Genomic DNA, 15,781 nt, shown 5'->3' on the forward strand with positions numbered 1-15,781 from the left:
TTCAGGACATTCTGATTTACAGCTTCAGAATATCCATGCAAAAATAATAAGGAGTGTTACGAGTATGGAATGGTTTTCGGCTTTGGTTGTCAGTATTAACAAAGTGTTATGGAATGTGTTTTTGATTGTTGTTCTTTGCGGTGTAGGTCTTTACTTTACCATAAGAACGAGAGGAATTCAGTTTCGCAGGTTTAAGCAAAGCTTTCGTATGACCTTTGGCTCCATTACCTTAAGAGGAAAGGATGCCAGTGAAAAAGAGGGTATGACTTCTTTTCAGTCACTGCTTACCTCAATATCCGCACAGATCGGTACGGGAAATCTTGCAGGTGTGGCAACCGCAATGGTTTCGGGAGGACCTGGTTCCGTGTTCTGGATGTGGGTCAGTGCAATTTTAGGTATGGCGACTATTTACGCGGAGGCAACTCTGGCTCAGCGTTATAAGACTGTGGTAAACGGAGAACTGGTAGGTGGGCCTGTCTATTATATCCGGGCGGCTATCAAAGGGCCGGCTGGTAAAGTAGTAGCGGCTACATTCTCTGTGCTCATTATCATTGCCCTTGGATTTATGGGAAATATGGTTCAGGCAAATTCCGTAGGAGGAGCCATGGAAGCAGCGTTTGGGGTTCGTTCTGAGTACGTGGGAGTCGCCCTGGCTATCTTATCCCTGCTTGTATTTTTAGGCGGAGTCAAACGAATCGTTGCTGTGGCAGAAAAGGTAGTTCCTTTTATGGCAGTGTTCTTTACTCTATCTTCCTTAATTATCATGGTAGTAAATTTTCGCAGCATCATTCCTGCTTTTTATGATATTTTTGTCGGTGCATTTAATCCGCAGGCAGTTTTAGGCGGGGTACTTGGAGTATCTGTACAGAAATCCATTCGTTTTGGAATCGCCAGAGGCTTATTCACCCATGAAGCCGGTATGGGATCCACACCTCATGCCCATGCCCTTGCCCGCGTAAAAAATCCGTGTGAACAGGGACTGGTTGCCATGATGGGAGTCTTTGTGGATACCATTGTACTTTTACCATTAACAGTTCTTGCTATCTTAACCTCCGGAGTCCTGGGCTCCAGAGATGTAAAAGGAGAGTTTGTAACGGGAATCGAACTGACCCAGTCTGCGTTTGCTCAGGTCTTTGGCCATTTTGGCTATGTGGTCATTGCTATCTGTGTGTTCTTCTTTGCATTTGCTACCATCATGGGCTGGTACTTTTTCGGCCTTGCCAATGTGAAGTATCTCTTTGGTAAAAAGGCCATTCCATTTTATGCGGTCATGGTATCCATTTTCGTAGGTGTGGGCTGTGCGCTGAAAGTAGATCTGGTCTGGAATCTTGCCGACCTTTTCAATGGTCTGATGGTGATACCTAATATACTGTCTCTCCTATTACTTGGTGGAGTTGTCATCAAGCTGACAAAAGACTGGGAAGCTGGAAAGCCATATGACAGCGAAATAAAATAAAGAAAATAATATACTTAATATCCTCGTCAACCGGGCTGGTTGGCGGGGATTTTTTAATTGTTATAATTTTGTAAACATATACAAAAAAACTTAAAATTAATTAATGCTTACTTAATGGCATTCTAAAAATAAAAGTATATAATAGGTCTTTGTGGTTCCTGTTTGGTCAATCTAAAACGCCACAAACGTACAGCATGAGGAGGACAAAAGAGTGGCATTCAGTAGTTTAGAATTTATTTTTCGTTTTTTTCCGGCATTTCTGGCACTCTATTATCTTGCGCCTTATAAGCATCGAAACAAAGTCCTTCTTATAGGAAGCCTTTGTTTTTATGCCCTGGGAGATTTCCGGTATCTTCCTCTGATTTTAGCATCAGTTGGAATCAATTATCTCATTGTCAGACAGATGATCCGTCATCGGGATCATGAAAAGATCTGGCTTCTTTTATCCCTGGTATATAATATAGGGACCTTGTTTTTCTTTAAATATTCAAATTTCTTAATTGAAAATATAAATGCCATAGCACAGGTGTTTCACTGGGAGAAAGAATTGCCCGTGTTAAATCTTTCACTCCCCCTGGGGATCAGCTTTTATACCTTTCAGGTGATTTCCTGTGTGATCGATGTATATCGTAAGGAAATCGGTGAAGAGCTTACGTTCTTAAATTTTGCTACGTATGTCACCATGTTTCCTAAAATATTATCCGGGCCAATTACTTCCTATGGAGAAATTTCAGAGGAGCTGTCCGTCAGAAAATATATCATCTTTAAGTTAGAGATCGGACTAAGGTATTTTATTCTTGGCTTGGGCATGAAGGTGTTGGTGGCAGACCGCATCGGGCTGTTATGGAACGACATTCAGACCATAGGCTTTCAGAGTATTTCCACTCCTCTGGCATGGCTGGGTTCTCTGGCATACAGTCTCCAGATTTATCTGGATTTTCAGGGCTATTCCCTTATGGCAATCGGTGTGGGAAGAATGCTGGGCTTTCACCTTCCGGCCAACTTTAACCACCCCTATATGTCAAAATCCATTACGGAATTCTGGCGAAGGTGGCATATGACCCTTGGCATGTGGTTTCGCAGCTATGTATATATACCGCTGGGAGGAAACCGGTATGGCTTAAAACGCCTTGCCGCCAATCTTTTTGCAGTATGGATTCTTACCGGCTTATGGCATGGCGCCAGCTGGAATTTTGTCTTGTGGGGAATTCTTTTGTTCCTGTTAATTCTTCTGGAAAAGCTTTTTTATAAACCACTTCTTGACCGGTCAAAGATTCTGGCGAGACTTTATATGCTTTTTGTAATACCTGTTACCTGGATTATCTTTGCGGTCAATCATTTGAAAGACCTCATGATTTACTTGGGTAGGATGTTTGGCATATACCAGGGGGTCAATGTAAATCCAAACGACTACGTTCGGTATTTCAGTCAGTATAAATGGATATTTCTCATTGGAGGTTTTCTTTGCTTTCCTTATGGAAAACGTATATTTAACCGATTTCAGAACAGCTGGGCATGTACTTTATTCTTGCTGGCAATATTCTGGTATTCTGTTTACTTCATTTCCAATGGGGCAAATAATCCCTTCCTATATTTTAAATTTTAGGAGTACATATAATACGAAAGGATGCGTATGAAACATTTAGGAGACTTTAAACGATACCGTCTGCTTGCCCTGGTTTTACTCAGTTCCCTGGCATTGTCTTTGATAGGATTCGCAGGGAAAAATACGGTTTACGCAGATGATACCGTGGATATATTAAAAGCCCCTCAGCTAATGGTGGTGTTGGAAGGTTTAAAACAGGGCAGATATCCGTGGGGTATCCTGACCCTTGGAGTGAGACCGGCGGAAGTATCTGAAAATCCTGGACTCATAGGAGAGACAGGGATTACAAAAGAGACAGAAGGCACAAAAGAAACAGAGGCCATGAAAGAGTCAGAAGCCTTGAAGGAATCAGAGGATAATAGCCAGGAAAACCAGGCTGTGGAACCGGAACAGACAGAAGCGTCTGTAGAAGAAGAGAAGTCCCCTCCATCTGAAGTCCCAAACAAGAGTCCTTTTACAAGAGTAGATGAGAGCTATTTTGATGATGCACTATTTATCGGAGACTCAAGGACTGTGGGCTTATCCCAGTATTCCAATTGGAAAAATCCTGCCTATTATGCAGACGTAGGTCTTACGGTTTATTCCGTATTTGACAAAAAGGTTGCAACGGTAAATGGGGAGACCATGACCATAGACCAGGCTCTAAAAAGGCAGAAGTTTGGAAAAATCTATATCATGCTTGGAATCAATGAACTTGGAAGAGGAACGACAGAGACTTTTGCAAAGAAGTATAGTGAAGTAATTGGAAGAATTAAGGAGCTTCAGCCCGATGCCATTATATTTATAGAAGGAATCATGGGAGTATCAAAAAAGAAGTCAGATTCCGATCCGATCTTCAATAACAGAAATATACAGGAGAGAAATGCCGCAATTCAGTCTCTGGCAGATGATACGTCTTTATTCTATATTGATGTAAATCAGGTGATTATGGATGGTACAGGTGGGATTCCTTCTGATTATACGTTTGATAACGTCCATCTAAAGGCCGCTTACTATAAAATCTGGACAGAGTTTCTTATGGACCATGGAGTCATAAGAAAACCTTAAGGAAACAAAATAAAAATTATAATAATCGGGGGATTCTCATAATTGCTTTTTTATATTATAATTAAGTCAGTGTGCTTAATTTGACGATAAATGGTACATAATGGATAAAACCCGTATTTTTGGGGATAGAAAGGCATTCTAGATGGATCGATTCGGTGATATTTTTAGTAATACGGTTGTTAAAAAGGTTTTTAGTATTTTACTCCTCGCTTTGTTCATGTATTTGTTCCGGGGTATGTTCAATCAGCTTCTCCTTATTTTTATTATTACCTTTATCTTCGGTCAGCTGCAAAAATATATCTATGATAAGGTAAATGCCAGGATAAAAGTAAGCCGTAAACTGATCACCATAATGATGTATGCAGTGATTCTTCTTATTTTTACCATCAGTGGTATTGTATACATTCCTAAAGTGACCCAGCAGCTGTTTGATATCGTCAATTTGATATCGAAATTTGATTTGAACCAGTTGCAGTCGGAGATTAACATCAATCTCATTAGCAGCATTCCCAAGGAGCAGATTGACGGATATATCCGAATGGCAGAAAGTCATCTTCTCAGCTTTGTTGCAACGGCTGGTACATTCAGCATTAATCTGGTTCTTTCCTTTTTAATCAGCTTCCTCTTTTTATTGGAGAGAGATGAGATTATTGGCTTTTTAAAGCACATGGAGAATAGTAAGGTATCTTTTCTTTATGAATATTCTGTTTACTATGGAAAGAAGTTTTTAAATTCCTTTGGTAAAGTCATTGAATTACAGATTGTCATTGCTTTTATTAACTCCGTATTATCTGTACTTGCTCTGACTCTAATGGGATTTCCTCAGACCTTGGGACTGGGAGCCATGATTTTCATTCTGGGACTGATTCCTGTAGCGGGTGTGATTATTTCACTGATTCCGCTTACTATTATTGCATTTAACATCGGTGGTGCCATTAAGATTATTGAGGTCATTGTTATGATCGTGGTGCTTCATTCTCTGGAGACCTACGTCCTAAATCCTAAGTTAATGTCAGCTAAAACAAAGATTCCAGTATTTCTGGTGTTTTTAATCTTGTTAGTCAGCGAGCATTATATCGGGGTATGGGGATTGCTGTTCGGGATTCCGCTTTTTATGTTCTTGCTGGATATTTTAGATATTAAAGTGAAAGAGAAATAAAAATAATGATATTGTTAAGCCAGCCCTTCTTACTTAAGAACGGCTGGCTTAACTTATTCTGAAAATATAGCCTTATATTCCTGGTCACTCAACTCTCTTCCTTTCGTAGTAAGTTTTATGACCTCATTTTCAATACTCACATTACCTTCTTTTAATAAGTATTTTACAGTTTTATTTGTAAACGCTTCATCCCAGCGAAAATGGGCGGAAAGAGTATGAAGGCCGGCTTCCTGGCTTTCTGCCTCGCTTCCTTCGTGTTGGTATAGATGAAAGAGCAATGTTTTCATGCTGAAATCCAGTTTTTGCCTTTTGTGTCTTCGGATGGAGCTTATAAAGCCCTTTTTTGGTGCCGTAATAAATACAAGAAAGAATACAAATCCAGTCATAACAGCCATACTGCCTGAGATAGAAACATCCAGCCAGGAAGCCAGATAAAAGCCTGAGATGCCATTGACAGCACCGATTCCTGTACTGAGCATCAGCATATGCTTTAAGTCATCGGTCAAAAGATAAGCCGTAGCAGGCGGTCCAATCATAAAGGCAACCACCAGTACAGAACCAACTGCTTCAAAAGCTCCTACGGTTGTCATGGAAACCAGCAACATCAACCCATAATGAATGAGAGTCGGAGAGATTCCCAGTACCGCGGACAGGATAGGATCAAAGGTAACTACTTTTAATTCCTTAAAAAATACTATGATACAAATCAGATTAATAAGGAGCAAGGTCAGTGTGCTGTAAATTGCTTTCGCACCAATGTCATAGCCAAACAAAATCATTCGGTTAAATGGAGCAAATGCAAGCTCACCTAACAAAACGGAATCCGTATCCAGATGCACAGAACCTGCGTATCTGGTAATCAGTATGATGGCTATGGAAAATAACAGGGGAAATACAATCCCAATGGAAGCATCCTCAGAAAGGAGCTTTGTACGGTTTAATGTTTCTGTCAGCCATACGGTTGCAAGGCCCATAAAGGCAGCTCCTGCAATCAGAAGCGGGGAAGATAAGTCGTGGGTCAGGAAAAAGGCAAGGACAATACCTAGAAGAATGGTATGAGTAATGGAATCAGACATCATTGACATTTTCCTTAATACAAGAAATACTCCAGGCAGGGAGCAGGCAACGGCCACGATGACCGCAATCAGTTGAATTTCAAATTGTGGAGACATCTTCATTCCCTCCTCTTCTTTTTATCATCTGTTTTAAGTTCCTTCTATGAATCATCTTTTGTAAGATACCTCTTCCCGGAGCAAACAGGATACTGAATATGACAATGCAGCTGATAAACACAACAATGGCAGGTCCTGTTGGCAGTTTTGCAGTCAGAGAGCTGGCAATGGTTCCAAGGATTCCAGATACAGCACCAAAGACGGCAGACAGCATGACCATGACCCATAAGCGGTCGGTCCATTGCCTGGCAGCAACTGCGGGAGCGATCAGCATGGCGCTCATTAATATGACACCTACGGTCTGCAGGCCAATAATAATTGCCATAACAATCATAAATGACAGCAGAAGATTAATTTTATTGGCTGGAAGACCAAGGCTCCTGGCATATTCCATATCAAAGATAAATAGCTTAAATTCTTTCCAGAACAGGAGTACCAGGATAAGAAGTATGACTCCGCACAGGCTCATAAAGATCACGTCTCTTTGCAGCAGGGTAGAAGCCTGCCCGAAGATAAAGCGTTTTAATCCGGCCTGATTGGAGTTTGGTATTTTCTGGACAAAGGTGAGGAGTACCAGCCCAAATCCGAAGAATACAGACATGACAAGGGCGAGTGCGCTGTCAAATTTGATTCTGGTATGTTTTACAATGCTGATGATAAATAAAGTGGCCATTAAGCCTGAGACCAAGGCTCCAAGAAGAAGGACTTCCGTGTGCTTGGAGCCGGTCAGTATGAACGCCAGTATGACACCAGGCAAAGCGGCATGGGACACACCGTCACCTAAAAGACTTTGCTTACGAAGGACTGCGAAGCTTCCTAATATACCGCTTAATAAGCCTAAAATGGCTGAGCCAAGGGCCACGGTCTGAAACGTGTAGTCTTTAAAAAGGGTAAATACCTGTTCCATATTTATGCACCTCCTTACATAGCACCCTGCAATAGATTTACAGAGCTTCGGTAGGCCTTTTTTAAGTTGCTTTCATGGAATACTTCCTCTACAGGGCCGCTTGCAATGACCTTAATATTAATCAGTGTGACCCAGTCAAAGTACTCTTTAACTGTCTGCAGATCGTGGTGCACTACCACAACTGTTTTGCCCGATCCCCTTAACTCCTTTAACAGCTGTACAATTGCCTTTTCCGTTTGAATGTCAACGCCTTTAAAAGGTTCATCCATAAAGTATATATCTGCTGTCTGCATAAGAGCCCTGGCTAAGAATACACGCTGCTGCTGACCGCCGGACAACTGACTGATCTGACGGTTATGAAATGCTTCCATGCCTACCTTTTGTAAGCATTCCATAGCCATTTCTTTCTCTTTTTTTCCTGGACGTCTGATAAATCCCAGTCTCCCGTAACAGCCCATTAGTACAATATCCAGTACAGTAGCAGGGAAATCCCAGTCAACGCTTCCGCTTTGAGGCACATAAGCAACCTTATTTTTTAATTTGCGAAGGTTATTTTCTTCTTCCTTGAAAAAATTTACTGTGCCTGTAACCGGAACCAGTAGACCCAGCATGGCTTTTAAAAGCGTGGTTTTTCCTGCGCCGTTTGGGCCGACCACTGCCATCAGTTTACCCTGTGGGATATCAAGGTCAATATCCCACAGAACTGGCTTGGAATCATAGGCCACGGTTAAATCTTCTATATGAACGGCATAATCTAATTTCTTTGATTTCATATGGTTTCCTCCTTACTGAAATAACTATTTTAAAGCTCCTACGATAGTGTCAACATTGGCTTTTACTGTGAGAAGGTAGGTTTCAGCGCCGGAATTTTTGCCTCCCAGGGAATCTGAGTAAAGCTCCCCGCCTATGGCAACATCAAACCCCTTTGATTTAACTGCCGCTTGAAGGGCCTCTATGGTTTTAGGCGGAACAGAAGATTCCACAAAAACGGCTTTTATCTTACGCTTGGTAATAAAATCTGCCAGGGTGCTTACATCGGCAGTTCCTGCCTCCGCATCCGTACTGATTCCCTGTAGTCCTCTTACTTCAAGACCATATGCCTTGCCAAAATATTGAAACGCATCATGTGCTGTGATGAGAACTCTCTGATCTTTTGGTATTTCATTGATTCTGTCCCTTATGTAGGTATCCAGTTTTTCCAGCTCTAAGGTATAGGCTTCTAAGTTTTTCTTATAAGCCTGGGCATGACTGGGATCTGCTTCTGACAGACGGTCTGCTACCGTTTTGGCTGCTGATTTCCACAGGGAAACCTGAAACCAGATATGTGGATCATGGACAGAGCTGTCATCCTCCCAGGATAATAATTGATCTTTTGGAAGGCCATCTTCAATACAGATTACGGTACTGCCGCGATCTGTGAGGGACTGAAAAATCTCACCCATCTTTCCTTCCAGATGCAAGCCATTGTAAACAACGACATCAGCATTTTGCATCAATGTAACATCTCCGGCACTTGCCTGGTATAAATGGGGATCAATTCCAGGCCCCATAAGCCCATCTACATTTACATGTTCTCCACCAATGACTCTGGATAAGTCAGCAAGCATAGTGGTGGTGGCTACAATGTTTAAGGTATCACTGGTTTTCTTCTGTTCTGCTTTTTGGCATCCTGTTATCATCATTACTGTCATAAGGCAGAAACTTAACAAAACCATACATTTTTTCATCATAAATATCCTCCATTCTATTCTTTGTTTTTAGTTTCACTCCTGGCAGCTACATAAATCTGACAGGCGGCTTTATGGCTGATCCGTATTTTTTTATCTCCAAGTGTCAGGGTAAAGGGACCTTCATAATCATCCACCGAAAGGACTGTTATCTGGCTTCCTATTTCAATTCCCTGTGTCTGCAGGTAATCAAGAAGTTCTTTTTCTTCCTGCACCTTTTTTATAATGGCTGTTTTACCAGCTGTAAGTGTGGAAAGAAGTGTTAAGGCCCCTTCCTTTATCTGTCCCATCTGGTTCGGTATTGCATTGCCATGGGGGCAGTACTCCGGATAATTCAAGAAACCCTCCAGCCGGTTCGTAAGCCGGACAGGAGATACGTGCTCTAATAATTCAGCATCTTCATGTGCTTCACTCCAGGAATATCCCAGATGCCGGATAAGGAATACCTCCCACAAGCGGTGTCCACGCAAAAGTGAAACAGCAATTTCAATTCCTTCCTTTGTCAGCTTTGCTCCTTTATATGGCTCCGTGACAAGCAGTGCTTCCTGACTTAGCTTTGTAAGCATCTCAGATACAGAAGCCGGTGCTATTTTTAAAGCCTGAGATAGCTGTTTGTTGTTGATAAGATGCTCTGAGCCGCCCAGTTTATATAGTTCTTTTAAATAATCTTCTTTATTTGGTGTCATATCATCGCCTCCATTTTTAGGTATACCTAAATTAATTATATTATATGCCTAAAAATGAAGAAGTGCAAGATGTATCACAAAAATAGGAGTGATTATCTTTATCATTAAAAAAGTTAGCTCAGGCTAAAAAAGTTTCCTGAGACTAATATATATTAAATGAATCAAAGTGTTACAGAAATCCAGCCATTATTTTTCAGTAAATTGGCTGGATTTCTTTTTTATCTTTTTTTATATATTGGTTAAATGTATAGATGAGAGAAAGATTGATATATATTTTGAATTTGTTTCCAATATACCCCAATGATATAATTATTTTAGAATTTATCATACCTAAAGGAGTATAGAACTTGTTTGACTTCACTTATTTTCTAAATGTGTTTCCAACGATTGCATCTAAATTACAGGTGACGCTAACGCTGACCTTGACGGCGGCAATGTTCTCCATTCTTATCGGTGTCACTATAGCCGTTATCGGATATTATAAAATAAAGATTCTTTATCCCCTTACCCGCTTCTACTTATCCATATTAAGGGGAACCCCTCTGGTGGCTCAGTTGTATTTTTTTTATTATGGACTGGCAAGAGTCAATGAAATTGTGCTTAATATGAAGCCGCTGACTGCGGTGGCCTTGGTATTGAGCTTAAATACTGGAGCCTTTATGTCTGAAAGCATTCGTGGAGCCCTTCTGTCGGTTGACTCTGGGCAAAAAGAAGCTGCCGCCATGCTTGGGATGACAGAGCTTCAGACCATTAGACGGATTGTATTGCCACAGGCGTTTCGCGTGTCATTGCCGGCCTTATTCAACGATCTAATTAATCTTTTAAAGGCGACATCACTGGCATTCATGCTTGGTGTAAGGGATATTATGGGACAGGCCAAAAGTGAAGGCGCACAGTCCTTTCGCTACTTTGAAATTTACCTTGCCGTTATGATTATTTACTGGCTTTTAGTTTTGGGATTTTCTCATCTTCATAAGATTATGGATAGAAAATGTATGGAAATGTACTAACAACCATCAAATATTGGGAGGAAAAAAATGAAAAAGGGATTACCGATTCTTCTGCTAATGGTAGCAATGACGCTTGCAGGATGCAGCAGCAATACTTCAGCCAAAGCAGCAGATACAGAGAAAACAACGGCAGAGAGCACAAGATCAGAAAATGAATCAGAGCAAAGTTCAGCCGAAAAACGCAAAGTCATAATTACTACAGGCGGCACAGGAGAACCCTACAGTCTGCTTAGCAGCGATGGAAAGGATTGGACTGGAATTGATGCAGAGATGTGGAGTGAAATTGCAAAACGTACTGGTTGGGATATTGAAGTGAAGCAGGCGGAATTTTCGTCCCTGTTTGGCGAACTGGATGCCGGACGGGTTGACGTTGCTGCAAATTGCTTTGCGACAACAAAAGTGAGAATGGATAAATATATGACTTCCCACCCCTACTACGGAGATGCCCAGTGTGTGATTGTGAACGAAGACAAAACAGACATCAATACCTTTGAGGCATTGAAAGGCGTTTCCATTGGAGTTACCCAGGGACAGGCTTCCCAGGTATCCGTAGAGAAGATGGCAGAAACATATGGCTGGAACGTAGTCGTTTATGAAACAAGCGATACGGGATATCAGGATCTTCATTTGAAGAGAATTGATGCCATGGCGACAACAGACAGCCTTGTCCATAAATATGAGAAGACGCAAAACATGAAGTTTCATATTCTGGATACCAGGCTACTTGCAAATAATGTAGCATATTACTTCCAGCAAAATGAGAAGGGAAAAGAGCTTTGTGAAGAAGTAAATCAGGTTCTGGATAAGATGATGGAAGATGGAACCACTTCAAAGATTATTACGAAATGGATGTATTCCGATATGACTCAAATGATTCATGACTAAGTGGAGGAAGAGGTAAAAAAGTGGTTGAAATCAGTCATTTATGGAAGTCCTTTGATGGACAGACAGATATTTTAAAGGATATAAATGTCTCCATTAAAAAAGGTGAGATTGTTGCCATTCTTGGTTCTTCCGGAACTGGAAAATCCACATTGCTCAGATGTTTGAATTATCTGACAAAGCCGACCGCTGGAAGCATCCGTATTGGATCTACAACTATAGATGCAAAGAATCATAGGAATAAAGATATTATGGAGCTGCGGGGGCATTCCGCCATGGTCTTCCAAAATTACAACTTGTTTAAGAATAAAACAGCTCTGGAAAATATTATGGAAGCGCTGATGATTGTGGCCGGAAAAAGCAAGAAGGAAGCCCAGGAATTGGGGTTAAAGCTGCTTAAAAAGGTTGGAATGCTGGAACGGAAGGACTATTATCCCTCTAAGCTTTCCGGCGGACAGCAGCAGCGGATTGGCATAGCCAGAGCACTGGCAGTGAGTCCAGAGGTCCTTTTGTTTGACGAGCCTACCTCTGCCCTTGACCCGGAACTGGTGGGGGAGGTTTTAAATACCATTCAACAAGTGGCAGAAGACGGATCCACCATGATACTTGTTACCCATGAGATTATGTTTGCCCGCAGGATTGCAACCAGAATATTATTTATGGCAGATGGAACCATTGTGGGGGATGGTGCACCAGAAGAAATACTGGATAATCCAAAAGATGAGAGACTGAAACGCTTTCTGGATTACAATTTAAAATAATTACAATTCCAATATACAAATCATAGGGTCATATTTGAAAGGAGTCAAACCATGATTGAGATGAAAAGAGAATTGCCTCAGGTATTTGAAAGTTTTGCGGAGGCAAGAAAGAACGGATTTCTGGCAGTTAAGAAAATCAAAGATTCCGGTAAGGGAGTCGTTGGACAGTTTTGTACCTATACCCCTCTTGAGATTTTTATGGCGGCAGGACTGGTATCGGTAAGCCTTTGTTCTACCAGTGATGAGACCATTCCAGATGCGGAAAAAGAGCTGCCAGGCAATTTATGTCCACTGATTAAATCAAGCTACGGATTTGCAGTAACGGATAAATGTCCTTATATGTATTTTGCAGATTTAGTGGTTGGTGAAACAACCTGCGACGGTAAGGTGAAGATGTATGAGCTCCTTGCAAAAAAGAAAAACCTGCATGTTCTACAGCTTCCCCGCAATCAGTTCACTCCGGAGTCAAAAGCTCTTTGGAGGTCGGAAGTCCTTCGCCTAAAGGAGCGGGTAGAAAAAGATTTTGGTGTGACCATCACCGATGAGATGTTAAGAGATGCCATTCAAAAACGCAATGAGGAACGTAGGCTGTTAAAAGAGCTGTATGAGCTTAGCACCTTATGTCCTCCGCCAATCACTGGTCTGCGCCAGCTCCAGATTTTATTTGGTTCTCAGTTTAAATTTGACTGGAGGGAGAAAACAGAAGAAATCCAGAATGCCATCCATAATATAAAAGCCGCCTATGAGGCAGGAGAACGGCCGGTATCAGAAGGGGCTCCCCGTATCCTGATTACAGGCTGTCCCATGGGAGGAGTAACGGAAAAAGTGGTTAAGGTCATTGAGGAGGCAGGTGCTGTTGTGGTCGCGTATGAAAACTGTACCGGTGCAAAGCAGATGGATCGTCAGTGCCCCGAAGAGGGAGATCCTATTACCAACATTGCAGATCACTACCTGCAGATTGGCTGTTCCATTATGACTCCAAACCCCAACCGGTTTGAGCTTCTGGGAAGACTGTGTGAGCAGTTTAAGGTTGACGGAGTGGTGGAGATGACCCTTCAGGCATGTCATACATATGCAGTAGAATCAAGTACTGTAAAAACGTTTTTAAAAGAAAGAAACATACCTTATCTTCAATTAGAAACTGATTATAGTACGGCTGATATCGGACAGCTGTCAACAAGAGCCGGAGCGTTTGTGGAGATGTTATAAAGAATGGAACAGATAACAATAGGAATTGACTGCGGATCAGCCGCCTGTAAGGGAATCCTTTTAAAAGGCGGCAGGATTGCCGCATCTTGTGTAAAGCCAACAGGCTGGAATCCAAAAGAAACTGCAAGAACGGTGCTTGAAGATCTATTGCAGCAGGAGAATAGAACGGATGAAGGCATACGTGTGGCAGCAACTGGTTATGGAAGAGTGGGAATAGACTTTGCTCATAAGAAAATAACTGAAATTACCTGTCATGCAGCAGGGGCAGATTACCTATTGCCAGAGGTTCGTACCATTATTGACATTGGAGGCCAGGATTCCAAGGTCATATCCGTAGAGAATGGAAAGGTAGTTTCTTTTCAGATGAATGATAAATGCGCGGCTGGTACCGGAAGATTTCTTGAGATGTCTGCCCACCGTATGGGGGTTGATTTATCTGATTTTCCAAAGCTGCTAGAAGAGGGGAAATGCTGCTCCCTTAGCAGTATGTGTGCGGTATTTGCCGATTCTGAAATTGTATCCTTGCTGGCGGCGGGAAAAAGCCGGGAAGAGATCGCCGGAGGGATTATACAATCCGTGGTCACAAGAGTGATGGCGCTGGCAGGAAGAATTGGAATCGAGTCCCCCATTCTTTTAACCGGTGGATTGGCCCAATTTGAAGGACTTAGAAATGTGCTGGAGCAACAGACAGGGTGCCCTGTTAACGTTTCTCATTATTCCCGTTACGCTGGAGCCATTGGAGCAGCTTTAAAAGCTTAAAGTCAGCTTTAAATGATAAAAAAGCAAATGTAAAATGCACAACTACTGATGGGTAATTGTGCATTTTTTTTGTTTTGTTTCTCTTTGTTACAATATTTTGGTTGTTGAATATACACATAATATATCTAAAAAAGTGTTGTATTATAGATAATTTTAATAAATTGAGCTGGTTATATAACTATTAATCGCTTGTAAAAGATAACTTGTTCAATTATGATTGTAATGTAGATTGTAGACAATCTACATTACAATCATAATTGTTTATCAGACTAACGGGGGAGGGGGCAGTGTTTCTATTTTTTATGGGAAATTTGGGAACAATTTTACAAATCTGATTGGTTTAAGGAGAAGTTATGGATGTTCGAAAAATCAACAAGTTTACCTCTTGTGGAGGGTGTATTGCCAAACTGCCTCAGGGAATGTTAAAAGAAGCATTGTTAAATATACCTCTTTTTGATGACAAGAATCTTATTGTAGGATTTGATACATCAGATGATGGGGCTGTCTATCGGTTAACGGATGAATTGGCTATCATTCAAACCCTTGATTTCTTTCCGCCTATGGTGGAAGATCCCTATTTATTCGGGAAAATTGCGGCAGCAAATGCATTAAGTGATATTTACGCAATGGGGGGAGAAGTTAAGGTTGCTCTTAACATCGTCTGTTTTCCAGAGGATGAAGATCCTGCCATTCTAGGTGAGATATTAAGGGGCGGGGCAGAAAAAGTAAAAGAAGCAGGAGGGGTACTCTGCGGAGGCCATTCCATTGCAGATAAAGAACCAAAGTATGGACTTTCAGTCACCGGCATTGTAAATCCTCAAAAAATTATGAGAAATAATAATTGCTCCATTGGTGATGATATTATACTTACCAAGCCTCTTGGGGTGGGCCTGGTGACCTCTTCCTATAAAGCGGGAGAGGCTTCTATAAAAAGCTATAAACAAGCGGTTGACAGCATGCAGACATTGAATAAGTACGGGGCAGAGGCAAGTAAAAAATACCGGATACATGCAAGTACTGATGTGACTGGATTTGGCTTTTTAGGACATTTAAATGAAATGGTTACAGAGGATTATACCATTTTAGTAGACTGCTCTAAGATACATTATATAGAAGAAGCTTATAGACTGGCGGAGGAATATTTGATCACAGGCGGAGGTCAGAAAAACAGAAAATATCTAAAAGATAAACTGCGGTTTGAGCATGTTTCCCAGCCAATGCAGGAAATATTGTTTGATCCCCAGACGTCAGGCGGTCTTTTGTTTAGTGTTGATTCCAGAGATACTGAGGCTTTATTAAAAGACCTGAGTGACCTGGGAATCGTAAGCTCTTGCGTTGCATCTGTGATAACACGTCAAGAGAAAAACCTGATTATATCAGGGTAATACATTACATATTGG

15 protein-coding genes are annotated in these 15,781 nt (G+C 41.4%); 10 read left to right on the forward strand and 5 right to left on the reverse strand.

Features of this window, described 5'->3' with window-relative positions; translation table 11 throughout:
* Positions 1-64 precede the first annotated feature (64 nt).
* The 4 genes from T546_RS0101020 (at position 65) to T546_RS0101035 (ending at position 5,268) form a co-directional block, all read left to right on the forward strand.
* Complete coding sequence (locus tag T546_RS0101020; RefSeq protein WP_026890027.1) at positions 65-1,456, forward strand: alanine/glycine:cation symporter family protein; 1,392 nt, start codon at positions 65-67, stop codon at positions 1,454-1,456.
* 211 nt (positions 1,457-1,667) lie between these two features.
* A complete protein-coding gene (locus T546_RS0101025) occupies positions 1,668-3,062 on the forward strand; it encodes an MBOAT family O-acyltransferase (RefSeq protein WP_026890028.1) in 1,395 nt (464 codons plus the stop codon).
* Positions 3,063-3,089: 27 nt separating this feature from the next.
* A complete protein-coding gene (locus tag T546_RS0101030) occupies positions 3,090-4,109 on the forward strand; it encodes a GDSL-type esterase/lipase family protein (RefSeq protein WP_026890029.1) in 1,020 nt (339 codons plus the stop codon).
* Positions 4,110-4,251: 142 nt separating this feature from the next.
* Positions 4,252-5,268, forward strand: coding sequence for an AI-2E family transporter (locus T546_RS0101035; protein WP_026890030.1), 1,017 nt, complete (start codon positions 4,252-4,254; stop codon positions 5,266-5,268).
* Positions 5,269-5,321: 53 nt separating this feature from the next.
* Here T546_RS0101035 and T546_RS0101040 read toward each other — a convergent pair whose 3' ends face one another.
* From T546_RS0101040 to T546_RS0101060, 5 genes are read right to left on the reverse strand one after another with little or no spacing between them, the layout of a single operon-like run.
* A complete protein-coding gene (locus T546_RS0101040; protein ID WP_026890031.1) occupies positions 5,322-6,440 on the reverse strand; it encodes a metal ABC transporter permease in 1,119 nt (372 codons plus the stop codon).
* Positions 6,424-7,347, reverse strand: coding sequence for a metal ABC transporter permease (locus tag T546_RS0101045; protein WP_024835261.1), 924 nt, complete (start codon positions 7,345-7,347; stop codon positions 6,424-6,426). Before T546_RS0101045 ends, T546_RS0101040 begins: the two co-directional genes overlap by 17 nt.
* Before the next feature lie 14 nt (positions 7,348-7,361).
* Positions 7,362-8,120 carry a metal ABC transporter ATP-binding protein gene (locus T546_RS0101050; RefSeq protein WP_026890032.1) on the reverse strand — a complete coding sequence of 253 codons (759 nt, stop codon included), beginning with the start codon at positions 8,118-8,120 and terminating at the stop codon, positions 7,362-7,364.
* A gap of 24 nt (positions 8,121-8,144) precedes the next feature.
* Positions 8,145-9,077, reverse strand: a complete 933-nt coding sequence (locus T546_RS0101055; protein ID WP_024835263.1) for a metal ABC transporter solute-binding protein, Zn/Mn family — start codon at positions 9,075-9,077, stop codon at positions 8,145-8,147.
* A gap of 14 nt (positions 9,078-9,091) precedes the next feature.
* A complete protein-coding gene (locus T546_RS0101060) occupies positions 9,092-9,760 on the reverse strand; it encodes a metal-dependent transcriptional regulator (protein WP_026890033.1) in 669 nt (222 codons plus the stop codon).
* A gap of 347 nt (positions 9,761-10,107) precedes the next feature.
* Between T546_RS0101060 and T546_RS0101065 the strand changes: the two genes are divergently transcribed.
* The 6 genes from T546_RS0101065 to selD all read left to right on the forward strand — a co-directional run bounded on the left by T546_RS0101065 (position 10,108) and on the right by selD (position 15,766).
* Positions 10,108-10,770: an amino acid ABC transporter permease gene (locus T546_RS0101065; RefSeq protein ID WP_026890034.1), complete on the forward strand. Its 663-nt coding sequence runs from the start codon at positions 10,108-10,110 to the stop codon at positions 10,768-10,770.
* Positions 10,771-10,797: 27 nt separating this feature from the next.
* Positions 10,798-11,655, forward strand: a complete 858-nt coding sequence (locus T546_RS0101070; RefSeq protein ID WP_026890035.1) for a transporter substrate-binding domain-containing protein — start codon at positions 10,798-10,800, stop codon at positions 11,653-11,655.
* Positions 11,656-11,675: 20 nt separating this feature from the next.
* Positions 11,676-12,413 (forward strand): amino acid ABC transporter ATP-binding protein, encoded by a 738-nt coding sequence (locus T546_RS0101075; protein ID WP_026890036.1) that lies wholly within the window; start codon positions 11,676-11,678, stop codon positions 12,411-12,413.
* A gap of 54 nt (positions 12,414-12,467) precedes the next feature.
* On the forward strand, positions 12,468-13,622 hold the full coding sequence (locus T546_RS0101080; protein ID WP_242842173.1) for a double-cubane-cluster-containing anaerobic reductase: 1,155 nt from the start codon (positions 12,468-12,470) through the stop codon (positions 13,620-13,622).
* A 3-nt stretch (positions 13,623-13,625) separates the two neighbouring features.
* Positions 13,626-14,381, forward strand: a complete 756-nt coding sequence (locus T546_RS0101085; protein ID WP_026890038.1) for an acyl-CoA dehydratase activase — start codon at positions 13,626-13,628, stop codon at positions 14,379-14,381.
* Positions 14,382-14,734: 353 nt separating this feature from the next.
* On the forward strand, positions 14,735-15,766 hold the full coding sequence (gene selD, locus T546_RS0101090; RefSeq protein WP_026890039.1) for a selenide, water dikinase SelD: 1,032 nt from the start codon (positions 14,735-14,737) through the stop codon (positions 15,764-15,766).
* Positions 15,767-15,781 lie beyond the last annotated feature (15 nt).

The organism is [Clostridium] aerotolerans DSM 5434 (assembly GCF_000687555.1).
In the GTDB taxonomy this organism is placed as follows: Bacteria; Bacillota; Clostridia; order Lachnospirales; family Lachnospiraceae; genus Lacrimispora; species Lacrimispora aerotolerans.

What these genes read in the sequence shown, in the direction of transcription:
- T546_RS0101020 (WP_026890027.1), top strand. Translation starts at nt 65, where the DNA reads ATGGAATGGTTTTCGGCTTTGGTTGTCAGTATTAACAAAGTGTTATGG.
- T546_RS0101030 (WP_026890029.1), top strand. Translation starts at nt 3,090, where the DNA reads ATGAAACATTTAGGAGACTTTAAACGATACCGTCTGCTTGCCCTGGTT.
- T546_RS0101035 (WP_026890030.1), top strand. Translation starts at nt 4,252, where the DNA reads ATGGATCGATTCGGTGATATTTTTAGTAATACGGTTGTTAAAAAGGTT.
- T546_RS0101040 (WP_026890031.1), bottom strand. Translation starts at nt 6,440, where the DNA reads ATGTCTCCACAATTTGAAATTCAACTGATTGCGGTCATCGTGGCCGTT.
- T546_RS0101045 (WP_024835261.1), bottom strand. Translation starts at nt 7,347, where the DNA reads ATGGAACAGGTATTTACCCTTTTTAAAGACTACACGTTTCAGACCGTG.
- T546_RS0101050 (WP_026890032.1), bottom strand. Translation starts at nt 8,120, where the DNA reads ATGAAATCAAAGAAATTAGATTATGCCGTTCATATAGAAGATTTAACC.
- T546_RS0101055 (WP_024835263.1), bottom strand. Translation starts at nt 9,077, where the DNA reads ATGATGAAAAAATGTATGGTTTTGTTAAGTTTCTGCCTTATGACAGTA.
- T546_RS0101060 (WP_026890033.1), bottom strand. Translation starts at nt 9,760, where the DNA reads ATGACACCAAATAAAGAAGATTATTTAAAAGAACTATATAAACTGGGC.
- T546_RS0101070 (WP_026890035.1), top strand. Translation starts at nt 10,798, where the DNA reads ATGAAAAAGGGATTACCGATTCTTCTGCTAATGGTAGCAATGACGCTT.
- T546_RS0101085 (WP_026890038.1), top strand. Translation starts at nt 13,626, where the DNA reads ATGGAACAGATAACAATAGGAATTGACTGCGGATCAGCCGCCTGTAAG.
- selD (WP_026890039.1), top strand. Translation starts at nt 14,735, where the DNA reads ATGGATGTTCGAAAAATCAACAAGTTTACCTCTTGTGGAGGGTGTATT.